A 25,288-nucleotide genomic window follows, 5' to 3' on the forward strand; every position below is an offset into this window, starting at 1 on the left:
TTAAACTGTAGGTGTTTGGGACGACTGGACGCTTTCTACCCTCAATTATTACTTTATTCAAAAAATAGCTTCTTATAAGATGTCGGGAGCATGCCGGTTTCTTTCTTAAATAGCCTGGAGAAGTAAGACATATTTTCAAAACCCAATTCGTATGCTATTTCAGAAACAGTTTTATCTTTTTTTACCAGCCTGTTTTTAGCTTCACCAATAAGAGCAATATGAATAAGTTCAATAGCAGTTTTGCCGGTTTCTACTTTCAACAGATCTGTGAGATATCTTGAAGAGATGTTTAACCTGCTTGCAAATTCCCCAACAGCGGGCAAACCTTTGCTATCAAGGGAACCATCTTTAATATACTTTTGCAGGATTTTATTAAACTCTGTTACCGTTTTCCCGGAAAGTTGTTTCCGGTTTATAAATTGTCTTTTATAAAAACGTTCAGCATATTTAAGTATGGAATTGACGCCTGCGAGAATAATCTCTTTACTAAACTCGTCTTCACTATTATTATATTCCTGTTCTATCGTATGAAAAATATTCCAAATAATTTTTTCTTCTTTTGGCGCCAGGTGAAGTGCTTCGTTTGTTTCGTAATCAAAAAAAGAATACCGTTGAATGTCTTCATACAATGAATGTCCGGTCAGAAAATCCTCATGAATAACTAAAATGTATCCATCCTCTTCAAACTCCAGGTTCCGCATTTCCACTACCTGTCGTGGCTTTATAAATATCATAGATCCGGTCTCATGATCGAATTTAGTTCTGCCATACAATACGTAGCCAGCTGTTACCTTTTTTAATCCAATCATGTAAAAGTCGCTTGTATATGCCGCATAATTTATCCTGATCTCACGATTAATTCTCAAAAGACCCAACATAGGATGTTCTGGCAATGGCAAATTACTGGCGATTGCCATTTCACTGATTGATTTAAAATGTTTCATCACATTGCCTTAAAGTTACGAATTAACGTACAGCTGCCGCGCATTTTTCGCAGGATTTACTAATCCATATGCCATTTTAGGGAACAGCCGATTGATCATATATACCAACTTGCTGTCACCGACACGTATAGTAAACCGATCCTTTTTGATCCCGGCAATCAATGCGTTTACTAATTTCTCCGGGCTGATCGCTTTTGTCTCAAGACTTTCGGTCATACTTGTTGCTACCACAGGTGGCAATATCTCGAACACTTTCACTTTGCTTTTCAGAATTTTTAAGTGATCTCTTAGCGACACAGTGTAAAGTGTATGGCCGCTTTGCTGGCAGAGTAGGTTGGAGCAAGATTTAAAGGTACATAACTTAAAATGGAAGAAGTATTGATAATAGCGCTCTCTTTCCTTGATTGCAGCAGAGTGATGAACAAATTGTTCAGGCGGATCACACCCAGGTAATTGATATCCATTTCATACTTTGCCAATTCAAAATGTCTGTCACTGGCTATTCCCAAATTAAGGGGCTGACTAAAAACACCGGCATTATTGTATAGAATATCTATTCCTCCAAGTTCCCTGATCTTATTGAAAAGTAACTGAGCATCATCTCCATTTGCTACATCGCTTCTTATAGCGGTCAGTGCAGGTAATAACTTTTGGGCTGCATCCAATTTTTCCTGGTTTCTGCCAGTGATGATCACTTTTGCGCCATTAGCTAAAAATTGCTTTGCGGCTTCCAGGCCGATACCTGCTGTACCGCCTGTAATCAGTATTGTTTTCCCTTTAAGTTCCATTTTGCGTTGTTTGATAACACAAAAGTAGGTTAGCCTTATCCCTGGATGATAACCCAAAAGGAGGAATGTCTAACACAAAATGACGTGGAATATTGCCTGCAATTCCCGGTAGACCTGGGGCGTGTAGCCAGGTTGGCGATCTGATTAAATAGGCATAGTATTAGTATAACATGCGGCTTCACAGGACTTGAACGATACAATCATTGACTGGCAATAGCGCAGCTTAATTATGGTATCTGTCGAAATTATTTCGAACTAAATAAGAGGGTGTCCTAAAAATGAGCGGAGGCGATGAGAATAGCTTAACGACTACCTGTCTCCATCAGGTACCCGAATAAAAAGAGGCTGTATCCTACTTTTGATACAGCCTCTTTAAAAAAGGTAAAAATTAGTCGGGATGACTGGATTCGAACCAGCGGCCTCTTCGTCCCGAACGAAGCGCGCTACCGGGCTGCGCTACATCCCGTACTCCCAAAAAGGGAACGCAAATGTAAAACACTTTTTGCTTTATTACCAATTTTTCCTTTATATTATTTATTTCCTTAACCCGTATTCCCCCTCTCCTGCAATAATGTTTTACTTTTATCCCAGCAACATCATTCGCAATGAAAGTTCTGGTCATAGAAGACGAACCTGCCCTCCAGGCCAATATCAGGGAATACCTGGAGCAGCAGGGTTATATCTGCGAAACCGCCCCTGATTTTCTGCAAGCCCTGGATAAAGTAAATGACTACGATTATGATTGTATCGTGGCGGATATCGGCCTGCCGGGCGGTAGCGGGCTGGAGATCATCAAAGAGCTTAAATCCCTCGAATCCGGGGCGGGGATCATTATCATCTCGGCTAAAGACTCCCTGGAAGATAAGCTCCACGGACTGGACCTGGGGGCAGACGACTACCTGACCAAACCATTTCATCTTTCAGAGCTGAATGCCCGTATTAACGCCATTTTGCGGCGGAAACACTTCGATGGCAATACTACCATCCATTTTAACGAGATAAAGGTATTTCCCGGCTCTAAAAGCGTTTTTGTGGGAAATACCCCCGTAGCGCTCACCGGTAAAGAATACCAGCTGCTGCTGTATTTTATCGCCAACCAGCGCCGGGTGATCACTAAAACGGCTCTCGCCGGGCATTTATGGGGAGATCTTTACGACCAGGCAGGGTCTTATGACTTTATCTACACCCATATCAAGAACCTGCGCAAAAAGCTGCTGGAAGCGGGCAGCGGGGACTATATCAAGACGATCTACGGCACCGGCTATCGCTGGTCTGATCAATAAACCGGATACCATGAAGCTGCTCACCAAAACGACTATCTATTTTCTGCTAATCATGCTACCCCTGCTGGCGGCGAGCGCATTCTACCTGTTCTTCCAGTTCAATAAGGAGATCAGGCACGAAATAGATGAAGAGCTGATGAACGACCGCATCCAGTGGCTGCGCTACCTGGATAGCGCTGGCACCAACAGCAGCATTTTCCCCATCCCGGAGTATAGCCTGCAGCCCAGCCTTCTGCCCCCACAGGAAAAGCCATACCTGGAAAGCATTATGCTGTACCAGGAGGTGGAAGGGAAAAAAGTGCCCTACCGGCAACTGAGCCAGGTGGTCCGCCTGCATGACCGCTCTTACCTGATGATCATCCGCAAATCACTGATAGAACGGGATGACCTGATCAAGAACATTTTCTCTGTCATGCTGATCGTTTTCACCGGCTTGCTGGCCTTTATCATATTGCTGAACTGGATACTCAACAGGCGCCTGTGGAAACCCTTTTATCAGTCGCTTGAAAAGATCCAGGGCGTACAGCTCAAAAAGATAGAAAGCGTTAGCTTCAGCCCGAGCTCAACGCATGAGTTCAACCGCTTAAATGCTTCGCTGAATACGATGATCTCCCGTATACATGCGGACTACCTGAACATAAAAGAACTGACGGAAGACGCTGCGCATGAGATGCAAACTCCGCTGGCCATTGCCCAGAGTAAACTGGAATTGCTGCTACAGGATGAAAGCCTCAACGATGCCCAGCTGCAGGCCATTGCACAAAGCAGCGAAGCCCTGCAAAGGCTCACCCGCCTGAACCACTCCCTCCTGCTCCTGGCCAAGATCGAGAACCACCAGTATGATGTTTCACAGCCCGAAGGGCTGCAACAGGTAACAGAGCGGTACCTGGGCCTGCTGGATGAACTGATCCGGGATAAACGGCTTAGCGTTGAGAAGGAGCTCAATACTTCATGGAGCATGCCATCTGCACTGGCAGAAATGCTGATCAGTAACCTGCTGGGTAACGCCATCCGTTACAATTATCCCGGCGGAAAGATCAGCCTGCACCTGGACGAACAGCAATTATCCATCAGCAATACCAGCGAATGGCCCGCCATACCGGAAAAGCAACTGTTCCAGCGCTTCAAAAAATCAGCGCTGCTGAATGACAGCTCTAACGGCCTGGGCCTCGCCATTGTAAAGCGTATCTGTGATACCTGCCAGCTTCCTATTACTTACCAGTTCGAAAACGGTGTTCATACCTTCACCATCTACAGATTTTCTTCAGTATCGTCTCCTTCTTTTGCAGCATGAAGTATTTGCTGACCACCCTGGCCATATTGAGCATGTTCTTTTCGACCAAGGCGCAACAAATTGTTATCATCGTTAAAGATAGTGTTACGCAACAACCGCTGCCAGGTGTTTCCGTATTGAACAGCAGCACCGGGAAAGGCCATGCCACCGGCAATACCGGTGTTTATCTGCTGAATAATCAAAGCAGCGGCGCCACACAACTGCAGTTTTCCTTTATTGGCTATCAACCTGCTTCCTTATCCATCAGCTTTCCGTGGAAAGGAACAGATACCATTCCCGTATGGATGCAGGCAAAAGGGGAAAATATAGATGAAGTAGTGATCAGCTCCACCCGCACCAATAGCCGTATTGAAGACCTGCCCATGAAAGTGGAAGTACTCGGGCAGGAAGATATGAACGAGGAAAGCGGTATAAAGCCCGGCAATGTGGCCAGTATACTGGGCGATCTGTCTGTGATACATATACAGAACACATCGGCTGTTAATGGCAACAATGCCATCCGCATGCAGGGGCTGGATGGAAAATATACGCAGCTGCTGCGCGATGGTATGCCTGTATACGAAGGCCTTAGCGGCAATTTTGGTGTGCTGGCCATTCCCCCGCTGGATCTGAAGCAGATAGAGATCATCAAAGGATCAGTATCTACCTTGTATGGCGGCGGCGCTATTGCCGGTATGATTAACTTCATTGCCAAAACACCGGGCAGCAAACCGGAGCTAACGGTATTGGTCAACCGCAGCACATTAAAAGAGAACAATGTAAATACCTTCTATTCCCAAAAATGGAAAAAGACCGGGCTTACATTGTTTGCAGGCGCTACAACGCAAAATGCGAGTGATGTAAATAAGGATGGTTTCAGCGATGTGCCCCGCGTACGGCAGTACACTGTGCATCCGCGCTTCTTCTGGTATATGAACCCAAATACTACACTGGTGGCAGGCTATACCGGAACCATGGAAAAGAGGGAAGGCGGCGATATGCAGGTGCTGTCAAATATCAAAGACAGCATCCATCAATATACAGAAAGCAATAACAGCCACCGGCACAGTGTGGACCTTCAATTCAGCCGGAGACAATTGGGTGGAGGCACCTTAACTGTTAAGGGAGTGGGCAGCTTCTATCACCTTGAAAATACGGAAGGCACATTTGCGCTGAACGGCAATCAAAGCAACCTGTATGCGGAAGCATCCTATAACAAAAAGAGCGGACGGAATAACTGGGTAGCGGGCATTAACAATACCGGAGAGCTGTACCGCAGGGCCAGCGGCGACAGCAGCGTGATCGGCAATTATACCTACAATACCGTAGGCTTCTTTGCACAGGATGGTTTTGATATCACTAAAAGGCTGATGGCGGAAGCAGGCATAAGAGCCGACCATCACAATGTTTATGGCTGGTATTTCCTGCCGCGCCTGGCGCTGGTGTACAAACCGGTGGACCAGCTTTCCATCAGGCTTAGCGCAGGCAGCGGTTATAAAACACCGGCTATCTTTACCAGCCAGACACAAAGTATTGCCTATAAAGAGCTGCTGCCACTCGCCAGCGGTATGAAAGCAGAAAGAAGCACAGGCATCAACTTCGATGCAGCGTATCATACCTCATTGGGACCGGTAGATGTTACACTGGACCAGGCCTTTTACTATACACATATAAAGCACCCGATATTGCCGGTGGTGATCGCCGACGGTATGATCTCGCTGGAGAACCAGCCGTACGCAACGAAAAGCCAGGGAACAGACACGTATATACGTTTAAGCTATGAAGAGCTGGAACTCTACCTGGGCTACAATCATACCACTTCCAAATACACAGATGCAGCGGCTACCTTTGTTCCCTTTGCTCCGCGGGATAAGTTTGCCAGCACACTCGCCTATGAAATTCCTGACAAATGGAGGTTCGGTATAGAAAGCGCCTGGGCAGGCAATCAATACCTGTATAACAATGAAAAGGCGCCCAATTACTGGTTCTGGGCTGCTATGGTATCCCGCCAGGTAGGATCACATTTTAATGTAGTGCTAAACTGCGAGAATATATTTGATGCACGACAGGGAAAACATGCACCACTGTACACCGGTAGTATGGCAGCACCACAGTTCCTGCCTTTATGGGGACCGATAGACGGGCGTACGGTGAATCTTTCGCTTAAGTACACGTTGTAAAATTCCAAATCCCAAATTCCAAATGCGGGCGGGGCAAGTTGCCTTCGCTGGAATACTTAATCCCTGCTTTGGAATTTGGATATTGGAATTTGGGATTTGTACTTTTGGGATTTAGCTTTGCACCCATGTCTAAAACATTAAGTGAACGCGATCTGCAGGTGATCTGGCATCCATATACACAGATGCAAACAGCTCCTGCACCAATTGGAATCGTACGCGGGGAAGGCGCACTACTTTTTGATGAAGCGGGCAACAGCTACCTGGACGCTACTTCCAGCTGGTGGGTGAACATTCACGGCCATGCGCATCCCTACATTGCGGGAAAGCTGGCAGCACAGGCCCTGCAGCTGCAACATTGCATATTTGCAGGATACACCCATCCGGCGGCCGTTAATCTGGCAGAAAGACTATTGCCCATATTACCCGGGCAGCAAAGCCGGGTTTTCTACTCTGATAACGGGTCTACCGCCGTGGAAGTGGCCATTAAAATGGCGCTGCAATACTGGCATAACCAGGGTATCCGCCGGCATAAGATCCTGGCCTTTGAGCACTCCTATCATGGGGATACTTTCGGGGCGATGAGCGTCAGCAGCAGAAGTGTATTTACCGCGCCCTTCAATGATCTTTTATTCGAGGTACATTTTATAGACACGCCTTCGGCAGATAATATCGACGAATTGAAGGCAGCCATCCAGGCACTGGAGCCGGATACCATCGCCGCCATCATCTTTGAACCGCTGATCCAGGGAGCGGGCGGCATGCGCATGTATGATGCCGCAGCGCTGGACCAATTGCTGCAGTACTGCCAGCAACAACAGGTACTGCTGATCGCAGATGAGATCATGACAGGTTTTGGGCGTACCGGCAAGAACTTTGCCATGGAAAATGTAAGCACTGCTCCTGATATGGTCTGCCTCTCCAAAGGCCTTACAGGGGGCAGCATGGCCCTGGGCATTACTACCTGCACTGCTGCTATCTACGAAGCTTTCCTGTCAAATGACAAGCTGAAAACACTGTTTCACGGGCATTCCTTTACGGCTAATCCCCTGGCCTGTACCGTAGCGCTGGCCAGTCTTGATCTGTTCCTGGATGCGGCCTGTAAAGAGAACAGGGAACGTATTAACCGCAAGCATCAGCAGTTCTCAGAAAAGCTGTCGGCTTATAAAACCGTTAAGCATATACGTTTAACAGGCACTATCATCGCATTTGAGATTGTAACGGACGGAGAAGACAGCTATATTAACCAGCTGGCGGATCAACTGCACCGCTTTTTCAGGGAGAGAAGGATCATGCTGCGGCCATTGGGGAATACTTTGTATATATTGCCGCCTTATTGCATAACGGATGAGCAGCTGGGAATGGTGTATGAAAGTATAATAGCCTTCCTGGATCAGGTTTAAGGTTTGAAGTTTGAAGTTTGAGGTTCGTTTAAGGCTAGAGGTTCAGAACGAGTTGTCTTAATAAATGCTACTTGCCCTGAACCTCAAACTTCAAACCTCAAACTTCAAACGTTTTTATGCTTTTACAGGCACTTCCACTTTCGTCTTATCCCACTCCAGTACCAGCTTGCCGGCGGGCAGCGTAATGGTCAGCTTTTCTACCGGTGTGCTAATGGTAGAAGCGGGCGCTTTTACTTGCAATACATCCTTCCCTTTGATTTCATTGTACTTGTAAGCACCCCATTGTTTCAACTCGCTGTTCAGGATGAATGTCCATTCCTTTTCGCCGGGGATGGTGAACAGGCTGTAAGTACCGGCTTTAACGGGCTTGCCGCCAAAAGTGCCGTCCTTTGCAAAGGTGATCTCGGTAGCTTCGTTTGCACCGGTACGCCATACTTCGCCGTAGGGCACCAGTTTGCCGAAGATAACACGGTCTCTTTTGGAGGGCTGGCCATAGCTTACTTTTACATTGGCTCCTTCAGCGGTGATCCGGGGGCTTTGAACCGCCTGGGAAAATGCCATGCTGGCGGTGGTAGCCAGGATGGTGAGCATTAAAAGGATCTTTTTCATATAGACTGTATTGATTTAATGGCTAAAACGTGAAGGAAATTACGCCTATTCGGGAGAATCAAGAATACCGTTCATAAAAAATAGCACGTTTGAAGTTTGAGGTTTGAAGTTTGAGGTTCGTTAGATGTTAGAAGTTAAGGACGGGCTGCCTTAGTGACGGTACTTGCCTTGAACCTCAAACTTCAAACCTGAAACCTCAAACTATTTTTTTTCACACAGTGCTTTCAGCTCTGTCAAACCCTGTTCTACCTGGGGGCCCATCAACCTGTCGGCCATAAACCCGCGGAACTTCCACCAGGGCAGCCAGCCGAGCCTGGTTTTCAGATACCAGTGCACGGCAGTGCCTTTTCCATCTTTGGTAGGCTTTATTTCAAGCCCGGAAACTACGGGTTTCAGGCCTTTGAAATGCATGTCATAATATACGCCTTTGGCAGGATCGCTGCGCAGGATGGTCAGCTTACCGGATGCTTCCTGTTGCTGCGGATTTTCCCAGCTATACCAGGCGCCGGCGCCATGGGAAGGTTCTGAGAACTGCAGGGAACCTGCTGCCTGCACTTTCGTCCAGGGGTTCCATGCTGACCAGGTTCTTAATTCGCTGATCTGGCTATATACTGTTTCTACCGGCGCCTCAATAACGCCGGAACGGTCTACTACCGCATCGGGGGGAAATAATAAGGAGATCAGGAAGATCAGTATAGCAAAGAAAAGGATACTGATCACGAATAGTTTGATAAAACGCATTCGCGAAATTAAGGATAAAGGAGAAAGCAGAAAGGAAAAAGCAGCGGGCTGTTAAAAGATAACTGATGGTCAATGGGATGCGGCAACGGCTAATTGTTGTAAACCGCGTTCAAAATCACGGCCTACCCATTTGTCCATCATTAAGCTGATCACCTTGCGGGCAGGGTTTTGTCCGACAGTCATTTCCATCACCCATATCACCCGTGTGTGCTCCCCTACCGGTTCAAAACGGAAATGTCCCTTGCTGGTACCGTGGCCTGTGAAGTTGATGCTGATAGCGATATATTCATATGGGCGTGATTCTGTAATGCTCAGGCTTCCCCGTCCCACATTCCTTTTTTTGCTTTCCCAGCTGTAGCTGGCGCCTGTTGCGCTTTCCTTTTCTCCATAAACGAGCTTCATGGCACGGTCCAGCTGATGCCAGGGCGACCATCTTTCCCAGTTACGAAGGGTATTTACCTCACGGAACACCACTTCCGGCCTTGCTTCAATCAATAATGATCTTTCGATCTTTAAACGGGAAGGCAGGTAAAGGGAGAATACAAAGAGGCCCAGAATCAGGATAGCCAGAGCGCCCAGAATGACATACAGGACTTGCATATAGCCAATTTAAGAAAAAAATACGACATACGGGCTTATTCCCACTTGAAGACTTTAATGGTGACCGCATAGATGATAATGCCCCAAAGGGTTAATACACCCAATTCAAGGCCTACATTCCAGAGGTGCTGGCCCTCGAAGGCCACCTTTCGGAAAGCATCATTCAGGTAGGTCAGCGGCATCATGCGGCATACCGGCTGCAGCCAGTTAGGCAGGGCGTCTATAGAGAAGAAAGTGCCTGCCAGCAGGAACTGCGGCATACTGATCACGTTGGCAATGGGCGGTATGGTGCTTTCATTGCGGGCTACGCTGCTTACCAGGAAGCCGAAGCCCATGAATACTACCAATCCGAACAGGGACAGGATCAGCATTTCCACAAAAGTAGCAAACCCATGCACGAGGGTAAAGCCAAAGGCCAGGTGCCCGAGGCCGATAATCACAATAGCGCCGAACAGCTGGAAGATCAGGCGGGATAAGGTCTCGCCCAGGATGATATAGGTACGTCTGACGGGAGTGGCAAAGAAGCGTTTCAACACCAGTGTCTGACGGAGGCTGAAGAACAGGAAAGCCGTGCCGAATACGGCAGCGCTTAAGAGGGAAAAGCCCAGCATACCGGGCAGAATAAAGTCGATGGTTTTATAAGCCCTGCCAGGCACTACCACTGTATTCAATTGTGCTACAGATGGACGCTGGTAAAAGCGATCGTCGATCCGGTTCAGTGCATCTTTAAGGATGGACTGGAAAACCTGGATCTTGTCTACCCCCGCGGTACTGGAACGCACCGTGATATCATAAGCGGGTACCGGCCCTGTTCCGGGCTTCTGGGTAATCTGCAGGATGGCTGTGATACGGCCCTTGATCATGTCGTCTTCCATTTCGGCAGGCGACTCATCCACCAGCTTCAGGCTTTTAGCCTTTGCCAGTTCCTTATAAAGAAAGCTTGAGGTATCCGTGCCGGGCGCGATACCGGCTTTAACCGTTACCGTGCTTTGACCGATAAATCCGAAAACCAGGATAAATATCAAAGGAAAACCAAGTGTAAACGCCACCGTGGAAGGGCTCCGGAGAATAGCCCGAAGACTGGCCTTTGTGATGGCCAGCATGGCCTTCCACTGACTGTACTGCACCGCCATAAATATGATCTGCTTTAAAAAAAATCGTGTAAAACTAAAAAAACCTGCTGACAGCAGCAGGTTTTTTAATTAATAATTTAGAATTAATAATGAATAATGGGCGGGACGGGTATCTGTTACGGCATTGCCAGCCTGTATCTGCCTTACGGAATACCTGTTATGCATGTATTATTAATTGTTAATTATTCATTTTTAATTTTTAATGGATAATCAGATCGAAGGGCAGGCGGGCCTGTACTTCGCCGCTCATTTCCTTCAGTCTTTTTACCTGCTGGTAGATGGTATAATGCTCTCCCAGTTCTTTCTTCACCATGCTGGCGCCGGTTTTATTGCCAAAGCTGCTCAGCAGCCTTTCCAGTGGTTCTTTTACCTCAGGATACTCCCGCAGGCGGTAGCTGGATACCTTGGCCATTTTGGCTGCCGAAGCGATGGCTTCGTTCAGTCCACCGAGCCTGTCTACCAGGCCTAACTCTTTTGCCTGTACGCCGCTCCATACACGGCCTTGTGCGATGCTGTCCACCACAGCCTGTGACAGTTTACGCCCGGCTACTACCCTGGATTTGAAGGTGCTGTAAATACTGTCTATTGCGTTCTGTACAAACTTCCTTTCTACGTCGCTGAGCGGACGGGTAGCCGTACCAAGGTCTGCATACTGACCGGTCTTCACACCATCGAAAGTAATGCCCAGCTTGTTCTTAAAAAAGCCCTGGAGGTTAGGCAGCACGGCAAATACGCCGATGGAGCCGGTGAGGGTATTAGGCTCTGCGAAGATGGAGTCTGCCATGCAGGAGATATAATATCCGCCGCTGGCTGCATAATCGCCCATGGATACGATCACCGGTTTTACCTTTCTGGTCAGCTCCAGCTCACGCCAGATGGTTTCTGAGGCCAGGGCGCTGCCGCCAGGGGAGTTTACACGGAAAACAAGGGCTTTAATGCTTTTATCTTCGCGCAGCTTGCGGATCTGCGTCAGGTATTCTTCGCTGCTGATCATTACATCGTCGTTATCGCCTTTGCTTACAATGTTGCCCTGGGCGTATAATACCGCTATCTTGTTATCGCCGGAAGAGGATTTATAGTCAGCGGATGCGCTTTCTTCATATTTGGCGAGGGATACAAAGTTCAGCTCTTCATCTTTTTTGATGCCGAGCTTTTTCCTGAACTCGTCCATTACCTGGTCGTCGTATTTGAGGCCGTCTACCATTTTATATTTAAGCGCATCTTCCGGGTGCTGTATCAGGCCTTCATTGGCATAACGGTGCAGGGTAGCGGTATCCAGGCCACGTTCCTTGCTGATGTTGGTGAGGTAATGCCCATACAGCTCGCCAAGGTACGCGCTGGTCTGTATGCGGTTGGCATCCGTCATCTTGGTTTCGCGGAAAGGCTCTGTAGCGCTTTTGAACTTGCCGTCGTAGAAGATCTGTGGCTGGATCTCCAGTTTTTCCAGCGTGCCTTTCAGGTACATGATCTGGGTGGAGAAACCTGCGAAATCAAGGCCGCCCTGCGGATGCAGGAAGATCTTGTTGGCGGTAGAGGCCAGGTAATATGCCTGCTGGCTCATACCTTCCCCATACGCATATACGAATTTTCCGGACTTCCGGAATTGCAGCAATGCTTTACGCAGCTCTTCGCTGGTGGCAAAGCCGTTGGGATTACCGTCTGTTTTCAGGTAGATCCCTTTGATATTGTCATCCTTGGCGGCATAGGCGATCAGGCGCACTACATCATACAAGCCGGGTATATCGCTGGATTTACCTTTCAGGAGGGTATTGAGCGGGTTGGCGATCCGCTGTTCGCCGTAAGGCTGGCTGGTCTCTACCATCAGTATGGCATTGGGATCGATCACGACCTTTTCAGGCGCTAAAGCCCTGCCAATGATGACCAGCAATATGATCAGGCAGATGCCGGAGAATACTATAAAAGCCAGGAACGAAGCCAGAAAGATCTTAAGGAAGCTACGCATAAAAAAAGGAATCTGTTTATGGGTCTGTTAGTCTACCATTATGTGAATTCGTTACAGTAGCCGTAAACCAACTTTTTTTTCAAAAATAAGGAATATGGGTACTTTTGCGCCGGTAAATATACATGAATACAGCAATATTACTTATAGGTGGCAATTTAGGCAAGCGCACAGCTAACCTGCAACTGGCGGTGCAATCCATTCATCAGCAGGCCGGTAAGGTGGTAAAAGCCTCTGCGCTCTATGAGACCGCTCCCTGGGGTAATGTACAACAACCTGATTACCTGAACCAGGCGCTCCAGATCGAGACCGAGCTGGCGCCGCTGGACCTGCTGCATACCCTGATGAACATCGAGCGGAATATCGGGCGTGTACGCCAGGAAAAATGGGGCGCCCGGGTGATAGATATAGACATTATCTTCTATAACAACGAAGTGATCTCGCTGCCCGAGCTCAAAGTACCACACCCCCGTATGCAGAACAGGCGTTTTGTGCTGGCGCCATTGAATGAGATCCTGCCTGACCTGGTACATCCTGTACTGCAACAGGACATCCGCACCTTGCTGGCTGCATGCAAAGATGAGTTACCCGTTAAAAGGGTTAGCAGTTAGCCGTTGGCAATTAGCAGTTAGTTGAAAGTAATCAGTTAGGAATGAATTACCGATTTATCACGATAGAAGGAAATATAGGCGCCGGGAAAACCACGCTGGCCCACATGCTGGCCGAACATTATCATGCGAAGCTGATCCTGGAAGAATTTGCAGACAATCCCTTCCTGCCTAAATTCTATGAAAAGCCGCAGCAATATGCATTTCCGCTGGAGCTGTTCTTTATGGCAGAACGGTATAAACAGCTGAAAGACATGTTGCAAACGCAGGATATGTTCAGTGAAGTAGTGATATCGGATTACCTGTTTGTGAAAAGCCTCTTGTTTGCCAAGATCAACCTGTCGGAAGATGAGTATAACCTGTACCAAAAGCTGTTTGAGATCATCAACCCACAGCTGGTGCAGCCCGACCTGCTGATCTTCCTTAATGCGCCGGTACCGCAGCTGCAGAAAAATATCAGGAAACGCAACCGTTCTTACGAACAACAGATAGAAGACGCCTACCTGCAAAGGGTGCACAATATGTACATCCAATACCTGAAACAGCATTCCGTCCGAACGCTGATGATCGACACCACCAAAATAGACTTCCTGGGAGAGCCGGCTCATTTCCAGCAGATACTGAAAGCCCTGGAAACGGACTATTCGCCTGGTATTCACCGGTTATAAAGTTTATCTATAGCCGTATAAATAATATTGCTTAGGACTATACAAATTCAGCTACTACTTTTGCGCTGCAGTTTCTCAGTTATCAGTCGTCAGTGATTGAACTGAATTGAAATATAAGTTGGGTTGAATAGCTTAAATAAACCGTATGGATCAATGGACAGGCGTTCGCTTCAATCACTGACCGCTGATAGCTGACAGCTAGTGGCTTGCTACTGTCTTTGCCGCTATCCAGCCGCTGGTCCACGCGTGCTGGAAATTAAATCCTCCCGTGATCCCATCCACATCCATCACTTCTCCTGCAAAATAAAGACCTGGCGCTATCCTGCTTTCCATAGTGGCGGGATTGATCTCAGCAAGCTGTATGCCTCCACAGGTCACAAATTCTTCCTTGAAAGTAGTTTTACCCTGTACGGCCAGTTCCATGGCTACCAGCTGTTTTACCAGTAATTGCTGCTCCTTTGCAGGCAAATCGGCCCAGCGTGCTTCTTCGTGTATACCCGCCTGTTGTAAAAGGAATTGCCATAAACGCTGGGGCAGTTCGAATGGATTTTTCTGCCAGATCTTTTGCTTGCCTATTGAAAAGCGTAGCCCTTGCAGCTCTTCCCGCATGGAATGCTCATGAAAAGCAGGTACCCAGTTCACCAGGGCGGTGAACCGGTATTGCAGCTGTTGCAGCTCGCGGGCGCCCCATGCAGAGAGACGTAATACCGCAGGCCCGCTCAGGCCCCAGTGGGTAATGAGCACCGGGCCCTGTTCCTGTAGTTTGGCGCCGGCTATCTTTACCTGTGCGCCGGGCACGCTCACGCCCATCAGGGCAGTGATGGGATGGCCGGGGGTATTAAAGGTGAACAGGGAAGGCGCCGGGGCAGCTACCTGGTGGCCCGTGGCTTTTAACCAGCCGAACTTTTCTGCCTGGGCATAGCCGCCGGCGGCGATACAGAGGTACTCTGCCTCCCGCAGCTGCCCGTTTTGCAGGTGTAGCTGCCAGATGCCGTTACCGTTGCGCTCTATGGCGCTTACCTCCGTTTGTACGGCTATTTTTACATGATATTGGTCTGCTTCGCGCAGCAGGCAGTCGATAATGGTCTGAGAGCTGTCTGTTACCGGGAACATGCGCCCATCCGGCTCTGTTTTCAGTGCTACGCCCCTTTCCCGGAACCAGTCGATAGTATCGGGCACAAAGAAATGGCCGAAGGCTTTCTTCACAAAATGTTGTCCGCGGGGATAATGGCGGGCCATATAAGCAATGTCCGGCGCGGCATGGGTTACATTGCAACGCCCTCCGCCGGATACCTTTACCTTTGACAGCAGCTTGCCCGTTTTCTCCAGCAGGAGTACGTCCAGCTGCGGGTTTAAACGGGCCGCATTCACTGCACAAAAGAAGCCGGCAGCGCCGCCGCCGATCACGATCAATCTCTTTTTCGCCACTATCTTAAAATTATCTTAAAACCTGTTTATGGCCTGCAATAATAAGTAAACCTATTGTATTCTTATATTGTACTAAATTGTGCAGCGTATTTTTTCTATCATCGTGTATTAAATATTTTTTCATGCAACACCTACGCACCGTATTGAAGCAGTTGCGTTTGCAGTGGTGGATCCCTGCCTGTATACTGATACTGACGTTCGTAAGCGCTTTCAAATTCATTCCTCCTGTTGAAGACTGGGACGATAAGATCGTTCAGGCCCTGGAAGAATTTGCAGGCCGTTACCCTCAGCAGAAAGTGTACCTGCACCTGGACAAAGACTATTATGCTTCCGGTGAGACCATCTGGTTCAAGGCTTATATCACCCTGCAGGGCCTGCCTGATACCAGGGCCACTAACCTGTATGTGGAACTGATAGACCGCAGCGGCGCCGTATTACAGAAGAAGCTCTTCGCCGCATCTAATGCCGGCGCACCGGGTAATATCAGCCTGCCGGAGACCATGAAACCTGGTATGTACCAGATACGGGCCTATACTTCCTGGATGCTGAACTTTGATCACAGCTTTCTCTATAACCGTACCATTGAAGTGCTGGACCCCGCTAAGCGTAATAGTCCGCCGCCGCGGGATACCATTACCAGCACCGCCTTTTCCGTGCAGTTCTTCCCTGAAGGCGGCGATATGATCGCCGGGCAGACTAACGTGGTAGCATTCAAAGCCATTGACCAGTCCGGCTTTCCAATAGGCGTTGACGGTAGTGTTAAGAATAGTAAAGGCCAGCAGGTAGCTGTCATCAAAGTAACGCACGACGGGATGGGCTCTTTCGAGCTGAAACCTGCTGCAGGCGAGACCTTTAAAGCCACGGTGAAAGCGGCCAACGGCCAGCAGAAGGAATTCCCCCTGCCGGAAGCCAAAGCCACGGGTGTAGGCCTGAAAGTATACAACCGCGGACTGCGCGTGTTCTACCAGGCCCTGATCGCCAATGCGGACGATACCGCCTATAACGACCTGCTGATCATTGGCCAGATAGGCCAGCAGCTGGTGTACAAGGCGCCCCTGAAGGTGTCTGAAGGCCGTATCAGCGGCTTTGTGCCCACCCAGAATATGCCCAGCAGCATCATGCAGCTCACCCTGTTCAGTAAAGCCGGCGTGCCCCTGGCAGAGAGGCTGGTGTTCCTCCGTAAGAACGACCTGCTGCCCCTGCAGCTGGAAGAGGCCCCCTCCATTAATACAGAAGAGCGTTCCAAAAATACGATCATGCTGAAGGTACCGGATAGTCTCGCCACAATCCTGTCTGTATCTGTAACGGATGCCGACCTGGTGGTGAAGGACCCGGATGAGGACAATATCGTGTCTAACCTGCTGCTGACCTCCGACCTGAAAGGGTATATCCATAACCCGGCCTGGTACCTCCAGGACACTGCAAAAGCCAGGCTCGACGCGCTTGACCTGGTGATGATGACCAATGGCTGGCGCCGTTTCAGCTGGGAAAAGATCCTGAAGAAACAGTACCCCGATACCCGTTTCCCCTACGAACAGGGCATCCAGCTCAAAGGCACTGCCTTTACCAATGGCGGCCGTTTCCAGCTGATGAACGGGAAAGTGGATTTTATTATCAAACAGCCGATAGACAGCTCTACCACCATCCTTTCTGCGCCTACCAATGCCATGGGCGAATTCTCTGTGCCCAACCTGGTGTTGATGGATACGGCGCTGGTATATTACCAAGGCAATGATCAGCAGAAGCGCTGGAAAGACGTGACGGTGAAATTCAATACCCATTTCTTTGAGAATGTGGCGCCCGTGACCATGTCTTATCCTTTCAAGCTGCCGCCGCCTATTGACGCCAATACGCTGAAAAACTATCTCAACACTGCATATGAAGGGAACCGGGTAAGCCGCTCCATCAACAGCCGGATGGTGTTCCTGAAGGAAGTGAACATTACCGAACGCAAGATCGCGAAGGAGGAAACACTGGAGAAACGCTATGCCACCGGCCTGTTTGCAGGAGGCGACGGTTATACCTTCGACCTTACCAAGGAGAACAACAGCTACATGAACATTTTCCAGTACCTGCAATCCAGGGTGGCTGGCCTGCAGATCACGGGCAACCTGAACGATCCTTCCCTGCAATGGCGCGGAGGCCGTCCCTCACTGTACCTGAATGAGATGCCGTCAGACGCCAGTATGCTGAGCAGCGTAGCCGTGTCTGATATTGCGATGGTGAAAGTGTTCCGTCCTCCCTTTATGGGCGGCTTTGGCGGAGGAGCCAACGGCGCCATTGCCGTATATACCAAAAAAGGCAGCGAAGGCGGGGATGACAGCATGAAAGGCTTTGAGCTGTATAAGAAACCCGGGTATACCGTAGTAAAAGAATTCTATTCACCTGACTATAACGTTCATAAAGAAGTGCATTCCCTGCCTGACAAGCGGATGACGCTGTACTGGAACCCGAACCTGATGGTTGATCCGGAAACCCGTACTGCCAAGATCATGTTCTTCAATAATGATTTTACCAGGCATTTCCGGGTGATCGTGGAAGGTATCGGGGATGATGGCACGGTGGGTAGAGCGGAACAGGTGTATTAGTCGTAAGTCATTAGTCGTAAGTCGTTAGTCGTAAGTCGTTAGTCGTAAGTCGTTAGTTGATAGTCATTAGTGGTTAGTAATAGGTGGATAATATAAAATACAATGAATATCTTTATATAGACCATGGAAACTAACAACTGACGACTAATGGCTAACGACTTACGACTTTCTATAGCAATCGACATGGACGAAACGATCGCGGACCCTATCACCAAAGCAAGGGAATGGTATTACCGCGATTATGGCAAGGTATTCTCCGAGGAAGAGCTTTGGGGTAAGACTTTATCCGAAGCATTGCCCATCGATCATAAGGGCAAAGTGCTGGAGTACCTGAACACGCCGGGCTTTTTCCGGGACCTGCCTGTGTTCCCCGATGCACAGCGGGTACTGGAAGAGCTGAACAAGAAATACCGGCTCTATATTGTATCTGCCGCTATGGAATTTCCCAATTCCCTGAAGGATAAGATCGATTGGCTGAACGACCACTTCCCTTTCCTGACATGGCGGCAATTCTGCCTTTGCGGCGACAAGAGCATTGTGCAAACGGATATCATGATAGACGACCTCACACGGAATTTTACCTATTTCAAGGGTAAGCCCTACCTCTTCACAGGTCATCATAATGTACACGTACAGGGTTATGACCGGATACTGAACTGGGAGGATGCCGCTGTGAAATTGTTATAATTGTATGATGGCATGGCGTTATCTAATAGCCGGCATAGCCGGATGCTTCCTTATCTGCCTGCAGGCAGGGGCCCAGGAGCTGCGGCCCGGGTTCAACCCAAATGAATATGAGCAGCTGCTGAGAATTTCTGCTTACCAGGCAGATACGCCCTGGACCAGGGTGATGGTGCCGCGTCCGCAGAATTGTGAGCTGATCTACCGCTCCCCGGTAGTGGGGCTGCGGAACCGTTGGGACCTCTGGCTCTGGGATCAGCAAACGGCGGTGATCAGTATCCGTGGTACGGTGCCCCGGCCGGAATCATGGCTGGAAAACTTCTATGCCGGGATGATCCCTGCCCGTGGCGAGCTACGCCTGGATGACAGTACCGTTTTTCATTATAAGCTGGCCGCCGACAGCCTTGCCTATGTGCACGCCGGCTGGACTTTGGGACTGGCTGCGCTTGCCCCTGATATTGTACCCAGGATCAAGGCGCTCTATCATAAAGGCATCCGTTCCTTTATCATCATGGGACATAGCCAGGGAGGCGCTATTGCTTTCCTGCTCCGCTCCTACCTGCAGTACCTGGATGACCCTGACTTCCCGAAAGATCTCGTTATAAAGACCTATTGCAGTGCAGCGCCCAAGCCGGGTAACCTGAACTATGCCTACGATTTCGATTTTATTACCAGGGACGGATGGGCTTTCCGGGTGGTGAACACCCGCGACTGGGTACCGCAAACGCCCTTTTCCGTGCAAAGCACGGGCGATTTCCCCGAGGTGAACCCTTTCCAGGATGTAAAGAAAAGAACCCGTAAACAGGCCTTATTAGCCCGTTTAGTGATCAATCACCTATATGGACGTTTAGACGGCTCTACCAGGAGGGCCAGCCGCCGTATGCAGCGGGTGTTGGGCAAACTGGCCTATAAGCGGGTACGCAAGGTAATGCCGGGATATGTAATGCCCCCGTTTGTGAACAGCCATAATTATATGCCTGCGGGCACGCCCATTATATTAGCGCCGGCGGCGGGCTATGATGAGCGATTTCCGTTTGACGGGAAGAATATCTTTGTGCACCATTTATTCGGGCCCTATGTGTATTTACTGAAGCAGCATTATAAGCTGGACGAGTAGCGCTAAAAAACGAAATGACCGGCCACCGGAGCAGCCGATCATTCGTCATCGTAAACACTAACTGAACTATCTTCTAAAGCCGCCACCACCACGTTGTCTGCCGGCTGCGCGCTCCTTCTTCATATTCTCCAGCGTTTCCGTGTACTTTTTGTACTGGTCATCACTCAGGAAACCTTTTACCTTGGCGTCGCGCTCATCAGACAACTTCTTGAAAGCGTCCCTGTCAGGGCGGCCGCCACCTGCACGGGCATCTTCCCGTAACTTATCCATTCCTTTGTAAAAGTCCGTATAGGCGTCGCTCAGTTTAGTCTTCTGGTCGTCTTTGAGGGAAAGTTCCGGAGATAACTTATCCATGGTCATCTTCACTCTTTCCTCTACGGTACGGCGTTGAAAGCCTTGTGCATTAATGGTCATGTGGCCTGCGAATAGAAAGGCCAGTACTAACAAAATCCTGTTCTTCATAAATAGTCAACTTTTAGTTTAAAAATGACGCGAAATGTGTAACCTATTCTTTAAGGCCGCTCTTTCCGGTCACGGAGATTATCGCGCCGGAAAGGTGCGCCCGTCTTAGACATGAACTGATGTATCAAAGAATCCAGCTTGGGTCGTTGGGTGTCATCGCAGAGGTTGCGCACCTGCTGAAAATGCCGGAATGTTTGCAGGTCAATAGCCTTTTGCCGTTGGGCTATTCCATCTGCTGCGTGCGACAGCGCCGAATCTGTTGCTTCGGGCACATAGAGCAGCCTGTAAAAGCTGTCTCTTGCATTGCGCATATCTGTGAGCAGGGGCCTCATTTTCTTCCAGTGCTGCTCGCGCAGCTCCTGGTAAGCCTGCAGCTGCTGTTTGCTGAAACCGGCTTTCTTTTCCAATACCTCTGCCATGCCCTGCCTGCCCCAGTTACGGCCTCCCGGGCGCCCTTGCTGCTTCATATTTACGAACAGCAGCAACACGCCGAGGTTCACTACTAACAGCACGCCTACGATGATCAGCAATACTTTGTTCTTAGCTATAGCCATTATAACGCTGTTTTATCGTCAATATCATAAATGGCCGCCGCCTGCAAAGGATACTCTTCTGCAAAGGCCTGTACGGAGGCCGGTTCGGCAACAGCCGTGTCCTGTTTGAGCTGCCGCAATACGATGATACCGTTCACCAGCAGGATCAGTAAAAGCCCGATAATGGCCACTGAAGGGCGTGCGATCCAACCGGTGGCACGCTCCCATGCATTACTGCCTTTCTGTTGCAAGCGGGCCTGCAAACGGGTAAAGAAGAAATCTCCCGCCCCTGCCCTGCCAGCGCCATCCAGGCTGTTCAGCACTTTTTCTATTTCGTGTTCCTTATTCTTCACGGTTTACTGTTTACTTGCTATTTAATTAGACGACCTTTTTTAAAAAAACCTTCGCTATTTATCAGAATAATATTTTTCGAGCAGTGTACGGAGCTTGTTGCGGGCCCGGTACATCAGGCCTTCTATTGTTGCCTCGTTCATGTCCATCACTTCACCGATCTCTTTGGCAGACAGGCCTTCCAGCTTGTGCAGCACGAAGACGGCCTTTTGCCTGTCTGGCAGCTGTTCCAAAGCCTTGAACAATACCGCTGCTCTTTCTTTATTATCCAGCACCACGCCGGGGTGATGAAAATCGGGCGGCGCCAGCTCTTCCTGTTTATCGCCAAAGAGCCCGGAGATCAGGCCCCATCGCTTTTTCCGGCTCTTCTTCTTCACATGGTCCAGCGCTTTGGTCACTGCAATACGGTATAGCCAGGTGGAAAGCTTTGCATCTCCCCTGAAGGTTCCGATGGACTGGTATACCTGTACAAATACTTCCTGCGCTACGTCTTCTGCATCTGCTTCGTGCTGGATGATACCCAGCACGGTATTGTAGACCATGTCTTTCCAGGTTTCCACCAACTCCCGGAAAGCGGCGTCGTCACCTCTTTTCAGCGCTTCCGTTAAATCAGTGAACCTATTCAAATTTTAATATAGTTGTTGTCTGCATAAATGTTATTGGTTTGAGGTTTGAAGTTTGAGGTTTGAGGTTCGTTAAAGGTTAAAAGTTTAGAGCAGGTTTACTTACTTTGAACCTCTAAACTTCTAACGAACTTCAAACCTCAGACTTCAAACCTCAAACTATTATGGCATTGGCGGGCCATCACCACGCTGGCGGAACATACCATCGGGCCTGCGCCTCATCTCAGGATCCGGTTCCGGCTGCGTGGCAGCCTTACTGCTTTTGAAGTTCCTGATCTTATAGGTAAATGTAACCATAAAGTATTGTTTGAGCACCTGTGTCTGCACGTCTTCTACGTAGTTGGCGGCAGTGGTACGGGTGATGCTGCGGTTCTGGTCCAGCAGGTCAAAGATGGTGAGCTTTAGCTCGCCGCGCTGCCCTTTCAGGAACTTCTTGCCAGCGCTTACATTCCAGAGCCAGTATTGCTGGTTGAAACCGTCTGTTAAACCACTGTACATCTGGCTGGTAAGATCATTAGAGAACACCCAGCCGTTCTTTGACAGGAGGTTGAGGCGCAGTCCGGCAGCCTGGGAAACGTACCTGTTATTCAATGTAGGCTGTATGCTGTTCTTCAGATCATTAAAGTTAGCGGAGTAAGAAAGGGTGAAATCCACGTACTCGCTGATATTGCTGGACAGCACGGCGCCCAGGTTATAGTTATAGCTGTTGGCCAGGTTCTCAATATTATTGATGATACCAGGCGTGCGCGACCAGGCGAAGCCTGCATTCAGGTTCAGGTTGGTCTTGATGAAACGCAGCGGCATGCCGAAGGTCATGAACGTACGCGCGCTGTAGTATCCATCGAGGTTCACGGGTTTGGACAGCTGCGATCCTTTATACAGTGTAACCGTAGGCGTTAATACAGAGTCCCTGGAAGCAATGTAGGTAGCATTGCTCACGTAGTCCTGTGTTTTCTGCAGGAAGAGGTTCGCGAAAAAGCTCAGTCCTTTCTGCGGCTGTGTGTAGCTATAGCGGGTGATCAGCTGGTGGGTGTACTGCTGTGCAAGGTCCGGGTTACCGGTAGAGATGAACAGCGGATCACTGTTATTGATCACGTTTTGCAGCTGGCCGATAGAAGGCTGCGTGGTATTAGCCCGGTAGAACACGCGGATGTTGCTGTTCTGCGACAGCTTATAGCGCAGCATGGCATTGGGCAGCAGGTTACTGAAGGTTCTGCGGACTTTGGTTGTCAGCGGGAATACCTGGTCGCTGTTCAGCTCTGAGTACTGGTAGGATACGCCCAGTGACAGCATCTTATCCCGGTTGCCGTAACGATAGGTCAGGCCTGTGTTCTGCGTTTTGTAGGTATTATCAAATACGTTGGACAAGCTGGTATCCGGCAGCACATACTTACCGGTGAACTCGTCGTAATGGAAGGTTTGCTGATCAGCGCTGTTCTTTGACCAGGAGGGGCTGTAGTTCACTTGCAGCTGTCCGCTTTTGCCTACCGGTTCTGTATAGGCGATATTGGCGGAGAGCTGGAACCCGTCGTTCTTCGGATTGGATTGCTGACGGATACTATCGTTCACGCCTGCCTGTCCTTTATAGTAAGTATTGAATGCCTGCTGGTTGCGTTGTCCATCTTTATCGTTGCCGCCGATGTTCAGGCCAATAGAGATCGTCCTTCCTCTCTTGGGGAAAGCGTGGCGGAACAGGATCCCGTTGTTGGTGCTGTAACCGGAGGTCTGGCTGATCTGCTGGTTGTCTGAACGGCTTATCAGGTTGCTGTCTGCATAGGAGTTCAGGCCATTGGTCTGCGAGAAGGCATCGTATTTCTGGAAGCTGATACCGGGTGTAAAGATCAGCATGTTGGACGAGTCCATCTTATACTCGATACGCAGGTTAATACGATGATTATAATTGGTGTTATTGGTTTGCTGGTGCTCGTTGTAGAACTGGCTGGAATCTGCAGTCAGGAAGGTTTCACGGTTAGTGAGCTGGTCGTTGGTGTTGTTGGTACGGTTAAAGAAGTAGCTGCCGTTCACGGTCACTTTCTTGCCCCATACGTCGGAGAAGTTGATGCCGAAGGAAGTAGTTTTGGTGATACCATCCTGCTGGCCTACCAGGAAATTACCAGCGTTGCCACCGCCGCCAAAGCCGCCGGCTCCACCGCCACGGTTACCGCCGCCGCCGCCACGACCGCCTCCACCTCCGCCGCCGCCGCGGTTACCACTGGCGTTGCTTACCACGCCGAGCAGGTCTTGTGTAGCGAAGTTCTGCTGGTTGATGTTATTGGATAGGCCGATGATGGAGATACGGCGGTCGCCATTAAAGAGGCTGACGTTGCCGCCTGCCATGTAGCGATCGTCGGTACCATACCCGGCGAAGATCTTTCCGAACTGTGAGTTTCGTATATTCCCGCGCGTTACGATGTTGATCGTCTTATAAGAATTGCCATCATCAAAACCGGTAAATTGGGCCTGATCGCTCAGGCGGTCAAACACCTCTATTTTATCTATCACTTCGGAGGGCAGGTTGCGGAGGGCCAGGGTGGCATCTTCTCCAAAATATTCCTTACCATCCAGGAGCACTTTCTTGACGTCTTCTCCCTGTGCTTTTACGGTACCGCTTTCTACGGTGATGCCGGGCATTTTCTTTACCAGGTCTTCTGCGGTGGCGTCAGGGTTGGTTTTATAGGAGCTCGCGTTGTAAGCCAGGGTATCGCCCTTTTGCTGTACGGGAGGCACCTGTCCTTCTACCGTTACACCTTTCAGCCGGGTAGCGCCTGTTTCCAGGAAGATGGTACCGGCATCCTGTGAGGATTCGGTTAAACGGATGGTACGGGTCACATCTTTATAGCCCAGGAAGGAGATGGTCATCCGGTAGCTTTGCGGTTGCAGATGCTGGATATTGAAGACGCCGTCTGCGTTGGTAACGCCGCCTGACACTTTGCTGGAATCTGACAGGGGCGAGAGCTTTACCGTAGCGCCAGGCAGCGGGAACTTTTCTTTTTTATCCTGTAAAACGCCTTTCAATGAGAGGTCTTGCGCCCAGAGTGCGGGTGCCACAGCCAGTAACCAGAAGGACAGTAAGATGATGCGTTGTATCATTGGATCATGAATTGAACATTGTTACCTTATTTGACGACGTTTGGGGAAAGAACCTTCGGAGGTTTGGAAAAAAAGTTGTCAGTGGTCAGTCGTAAGTTGTTAGTCGTAAGTTGTCAGTCGTAAGTTGTCAGTCGTAAGTTGTCAGTTGTCAGTGGTAAGTTGTCAGTGGTCAGGATGGTGTGTTGTGTCGACGAAACCTGTTTTCCTGACTGCAAACTGTCAACTGAT

General features: G+C 49.3%; 22 protein-coding genes and 1 tRNA gene. 9 read left to right on the forward strand and 14 right to left on the reverse strand.

Annotated elements, in window-relative coordinates; all coding sequences use genetic code 11:
* Positions 1 to 53: 53 nt before the first annotated feature.
* From ACR9Y8_RS06960 to ACR9Y8_RS06970, 3 genes are all read right to left on the reverse strand, one after another.
* The gene (locus ACR9Y8_RS06960) at positions 54 to 944 is read right to left on the reverse strand and encodes a helix-turn-helix domain-containing protein (protein WP_481212522.1); all 891 of its coding nucleotides are present in this window, start codon (positions 942 to 944) and stop codon (positions 54 to 56) included.
* 287 nt (positions 945 to 1,231) lie between these two features.
* Positions 1,232 to 1,732: an SDR family NAD(P)-dependent oxidoreductase gene (locus tag ACR9Y8_RS06965; RefSeq protein ID WP_481212523.1), complete on the reverse strand. Its 501-nt coding sequence runs from the start codon at positions 1,730 to 1,732 to the stop codon at positions 1,232 to 1,234.
* Positions 1,733 to 2,124: 392 nt separating this feature from the next.
* Positions 2,125 to 2,198: transfer RNA gene (locus ACR9Y8_RS06970), tRNA-Pro, on the reverse strand.
* A 139-nt stretch (positions 2,199 to 2,337) separates the two neighbouring features.
* Here ACR9Y8_RS06970 and ACR9Y8_RS06975 point away from each other — a divergent pair.
* From ACR9Y8_RS06975 to bioA, 4 genes are all read left to right on the forward strand, one after another.
* The gene (locus ACR9Y8_RS06975; protein ID WP_481212524.1) at positions 2,338 to 3,015 is read left to right on the forward strand and encodes a response regulator transcription factor; all 678 of its coding nucleotides are present in this window, start codon (positions 2,338 to 2,340) and stop codon (positions 3,013 to 3,015) included.
* Positions 3,016 to 3,025: 10 nt separating this feature from the next.
* On the forward strand, positions 3,026 to 4,309 hold the full coding sequence (locus ACR9Y8_RS06980) for a sensor histidine kinase (RefSeq protein ID WP_481212525.1): 1,284 nt from the start codon (positions 3,026 to 3,028) through the stop codon (positions 4,307 to 4,309).
* On the forward strand, positions 4,306 to 6,468 hold the full coding sequence (locus tag ACR9Y8_RS06985) for a TonB-dependent receptor (protein ID WP_481212526.1): 2,163 nt from the start codon (positions 4,306 to 4,308) through the stop codon (positions 6,466 to 6,468). The genes ACR9Y8_RS06980 and ACR9Y8_RS06985 overlap by 4 nt, the downstream gene beginning before the upstream one ends.
* A gap of 125 nt (positions 6,469 to 6,593) precedes the next feature.
* Positions 6,594 to 7,868, forward strand: a complete 1,275-nt coding sequence (bioA, locus tag ACR9Y8_RS06990; protein ID WP_481212527.1) for an adenosylmethionine--8-amino-7-oxononanoate transaminase — start codon at positions 6,594 to 6,596, stop codon at positions 7,866 to 7,868.
* Between the two features lie 114 nt (positions 7,869 to 7,982).
* Here bioA and ACR9Y8_RS06995 read toward each other — a convergent pair whose 3' ends face one another.
* The 5 genes from ACR9Y8_RS06995 to sppA form a co-directional block, all read right to left on the reverse strand.
* Positions 7,983 to 8,477: a DUF2911 domain-containing protein gene (locus ACR9Y8_RS06995; RefSeq protein WP_481212528.1), complete on the reverse strand. Its 495-nt coding sequence runs from the start codon at positions 8,475 to 8,477 to the stop codon at positions 7,983 to 7,985.
* A gap of 201 nt (positions 8,478 to 8,678) precedes the next feature.
* Entirely contained in the window at positions 8,679 to 9,218 is a 540-nt protein-coding gene (locus tag ACR9Y8_RS07000) for an SRPBCC family protein (RefSeq protein ID WP_481212529.1), read from the reverse strand.
* 69 nt (positions 9,219 to 9,287) lie between these two features.
* Positions 9,288 to 9,818: an SRPBCC family protein gene (locus ACR9Y8_RS07005; protein ID WP_481212530.1), complete on the reverse strand. Its 531-nt coding sequence runs from the start codon at positions 9,816 to 9,818 to the stop codon at positions 9,288 to 9,290.
* Between the two features lie 35 nt (positions 9,819 to 9,853).
* Positions 9,854 to 10,951, reverse strand: a complete 1,098-nt coding sequence (locus ACR9Y8_RS07010; protein ID WP_481212531.1) for an ABC transporter permease — start codon at positions 10,949 to 10,951, stop codon at positions 9,854 to 9,856.
* Positions 10,952 to 11,150: 199 nt separating this feature from the next.
* The gene (gene sppA, locus ACR9Y8_RS07015) at positions 11,151 to 12,914 is read right to left on the reverse strand and encodes a signal peptide peptidase SppA (protein WP_481212532.1); all 1,764 of its coding nucleotides are present in this window, start codon (positions 12,912 to 12,914) and stop codon (positions 11,151 to 11,153) included.
* A gap of 122 nt (positions 12,915 to 13,036) precedes the next feature.
* On the opposite strand from sppA, the gene folK reads away from it, so the two are divergent.
* Positions 13,037 to 13,522 carry a 2-amino-4-hydroxy-6-hydroxymethyldihydropteridine diphosphokinase gene (gene folK, locus ACR9Y8_RS07020; protein WP_481212533.1) on the forward strand — a complete coding sequence of 162 codons (486 nt, stop codon included), beginning with the start codon at positions 13,037 to 13,039 and terminating at the stop codon, positions 13,520 to 13,522.
* A gap of 41 nt (positions 13,523 to 13,563) precedes the next feature.
* Positions 13,564 to 14,187, forward strand: a complete 624-nt coding sequence (locus ACR9Y8_RS07025; RefSeq protein ID WP_481212534.1) for a deoxynucleoside kinase — start codon at positions 13,564 to 13,566, stop codon at positions 14,185 to 14,187.
* Between the two features lie 198 nt (positions 14,188 to 14,385).
* Here the strand turns inward: ACR9Y8_RS07025 and ACR9Y8_RS07030 are convergent, their stop codons facing one another.
* The gene (locus ACR9Y8_RS07030) at positions 14,386 to 15,615 is read right to left on the reverse strand and encodes a BaiN/RdsA family NAD(P)/FAD-dependent oxidoreductase (RefSeq protein WP_481212535.1); all 1,230 of its coding nucleotides are present in this window, start codon (positions 15,613 to 15,615) and stop codon (positions 14,386 to 14,388) included.
* Between the two features lie 122 nt (positions 15,616 to 15,737).
* Between ACR9Y8_RS07030 and ACR9Y8_RS07035 the strand changes: the two genes are divergently transcribed.
* From ACR9Y8_RS07035 to ACR9Y8_RS07045, 3 genes are all read left to right on the forward strand, one after another.
* Positions 15,738 to 18,203 (forward strand): hypothetical protein, encoded by a 2,466-nt coding sequence (locus ACR9Y8_RS07035; RefSeq protein WP_481212536.1) that lies wholly within the window; start codon positions 15,738 to 15,740, stop codon positions 18,201 to 18,203.
* A 183-nt stretch (positions 18,204 to 18,386) separates the two neighbouring features.
* Positions 18,387 to 18,890, forward strand: coding sequence for a 5' nucleotidase, NT5C type (locus ACR9Y8_RS07040; protein WP_481212537.1), 504 nt, complete (start codon positions 18,387 to 18,389; stop codon positions 18,888 to 18,890).
* Between the two features lie 4 nt (positions 18,891 to 18,894).
* The gene (locus ACR9Y8_RS07045) at positions 18,895 to 20,001 is read left to right on the forward strand and encodes a lipase family protein (protein ID WP_481212538.1); all 1,107 of its coding nucleotides are present in this window, start codon (positions 18,895 to 18,897) and stop codon (positions 19,999 to 20,001) included.
* 66 nt (positions 20,002 to 20,067) lie between these two features.
* On the opposite strand, the gene ACR9Y8_RS07050 is transcribed toward ACR9Y8_RS07045, so the two are convergent.
* The 5 genes from ACR9Y8_RS07050 to ACR9Y8_RS07070 form a co-directional block, all read right to left on the reverse strand.
* Positions 20,068 to 20,463 (reverse strand): hypothetical protein, encoded by a 396-nt coding sequence (locus ACR9Y8_RS07050; protein WP_481212539.1) that lies wholly within the window; start codon positions 20,461 to 20,463, stop codon positions 20,068 to 20,070.
* 50 nt (positions 20,464 to 20,513) lie between these two features.
* Positions 20,514 to 21,017 (reverse strand): Spy/CpxP family protein refolding chaperone, encoded by a 504-nt coding sequence (locus ACR9Y8_RS07055; protein ID WP_481212540.1) that lies wholly within the window; start codon positions 21,015 to 21,017, stop codon positions 20,514 to 20,516.
* A complete protein-coding gene (locus ACR9Y8_RS07060) occupies positions 21,017 to 21,349 on the reverse strand; it encodes a hypothetical protein (RefSeq protein WP_481212541.1) in 333 nt (110 codons plus the stop codon). Before ACR9Y8_RS07060 ends, ACR9Y8_RS07055 begins: the two co-directional genes overlap by 1 nt.
* Before the next feature lie 54 nt (positions 21,350 to 21,403).
* Positions 21,404 to 21,973, reverse strand: coding sequence for an RNA polymerase sigma factor (locus ACR9Y8_RS07065; RefSeq protein ID WP_481212542.1), 570 nt, complete (start codon positions 21,971 to 21,973; stop codon positions 21,404 to 21,406).
* A gap of 159 nt (positions 21,974 to 22,132) precedes the next feature.
* On the reverse strand, positions 22,133 to 25,060 hold the full coding sequence (locus ACR9Y8_RS07070; RefSeq protein WP_481212543.1) for an outer membrane beta-barrel protein: 2,928 nt from the start codon (positions 25,058 to 25,060) through the stop codon (positions 22,133 to 22,135).
* Positions 25,061 to 25,288 lie beyond the last annotated feature (228 nt).

This window comes from Chitinophaga sp. SVR4-12A (assembly GCF_056754765.1).

Excerpts from the sequence above, each read along its gene's own strand:
- ACR9Y8_RS06980 (WP_481212525.1), top strand. The coding sequence starts at position 3,026 with ATGAAGCTGCTCACCAAAACGACTATCTATTTTCTGCTAATCATGCTA.
- ACR9Y8_RS06960 (WP_481212522.1), bottom strand. The coding sequence starts at position 944 with ATGAAACATTTTAAATCAATCAGTGAAATGGCAATCGCCAGTAATTTG.
- ACR9Y8_RS06985 (WP_481212526.1), top strand. The coding sequence starts at position 4,306 with ATGAAGTATTTGCTGACCACCCTGGCCATATTGAGCATGTTCTTTTCG.
- ACR9Y8_RS07045 (WP_481212538.1), top strand. The coding sequence starts at position 18,895 with ATGATGGCATGGCGTTATCTAATAGCCGGCATAGCCGGATGCTTCCTT.
- ACR9Y8_RS07000 (WP_481212529.1), bottom strand. The coding sequence starts at position 9,218 with ATGCGTTTTATCAAACTATTCGTGATCAGTATCCTTTTCTTTGCTATA.
- ACR9Y8_RS07010 (WP_481212531.1), bottom strand. The coding sequence starts at position 10,951 with ATGGCGGTGCAGTACAGTCAGTGGAAGGCCATGCTGGCCATCACAAAG.
- folK (WP_481212533.1), top strand. The coding sequence starts at position 13,037 with ATGAATACAGCAATATTACTTATAGGTGGCAATTTAGGCAAGCGCACA.
- sppA (WP_481212532.1), bottom strand. The coding sequence starts at position 12,914 with ATGCGTAGCTTCCTTAAGATCTTTCTGGCTTCGTTCCTGGCTTTTATA.
- ACR9Y8_RS07035 (WP_481212536.1), top strand. The coding sequence starts at position 15,738 with ATGCAACACCTACGCACCGTATTGAAGCAGTTGCGTTTGCAGTGGTGG.
- ACR9Y8_RS06975 (WP_481212524.1), top strand. The coding sequence starts at position 2,338 with ATGAAAGTTCTGGTCATAGAAGACGAACCTGCCCTCCAGGCCAATATC.
- ACR9Y8_RS07040 (WP_481212537.1), top strand. The coding sequence starts at position 18,387 with ATGGACGAAACGATCGCGGACCCTATCACCAAAGCAAGGGAATGGTAT.
- ACR9Y8_RS06995 (WP_481212528.1), bottom strand. The coding sequence starts at position 8,477 with ATGAAAAAGATCCTTTTAATGCTCACCATCCTGGCTACCACCGCCAGC.
- bioA (WP_481212527.1), top strand. The coding sequence starts at position 6,594 with ATGTCTAAAACATTAAGTGAACGCGATCTGCAGGTGATCTGGCATCCA.
- ACR9Y8_RS07055 (WP_481212540.1), bottom strand. The coding sequence starts at position 21,017 with ATGGCTATAGCTAAGAACAAAGTATTGCTGATCATCGTAGGCGTGCTG.
- ACR9Y8_RS07005 (WP_481212530.1), bottom strand. The coding sequence starts at position 9,818 with ATGCAAGTCCTGTATGTCATTCTGGGCGCTCTGGCTATCCTGATTCTG.
- ACR9Y8_RS07070 (WP_481212543.1), bottom strand. The coding sequence starts at position 25,060 with ATGATACAACGCATCATCTTACTGTCCTTCTGGTTACTGGCTGTGGCA.
- ACR9Y8_RS06965 (WP_481212523.1), bottom strand. The coding sequence starts at position 1,732 with ATGGAACTTAAAGGGAAAACAATACTGATTACAGGCGGTACAGCAGGT.
- ACR9Y8_RS07025 (WP_481212534.1), top strand. The coding sequence starts at position 13,564 with ATGAATTACCGATTTATCACGATAGAAGGAAATATAGGCGCCGGGAAA.
- ACR9Y8_RS07050 (WP_481212539.1), bottom strand. The coding sequence starts at position 20,463 with ATGAAGAACAGGATTTTGTTAGTACTGGCCTTTCTATTCGCAGGCCAC.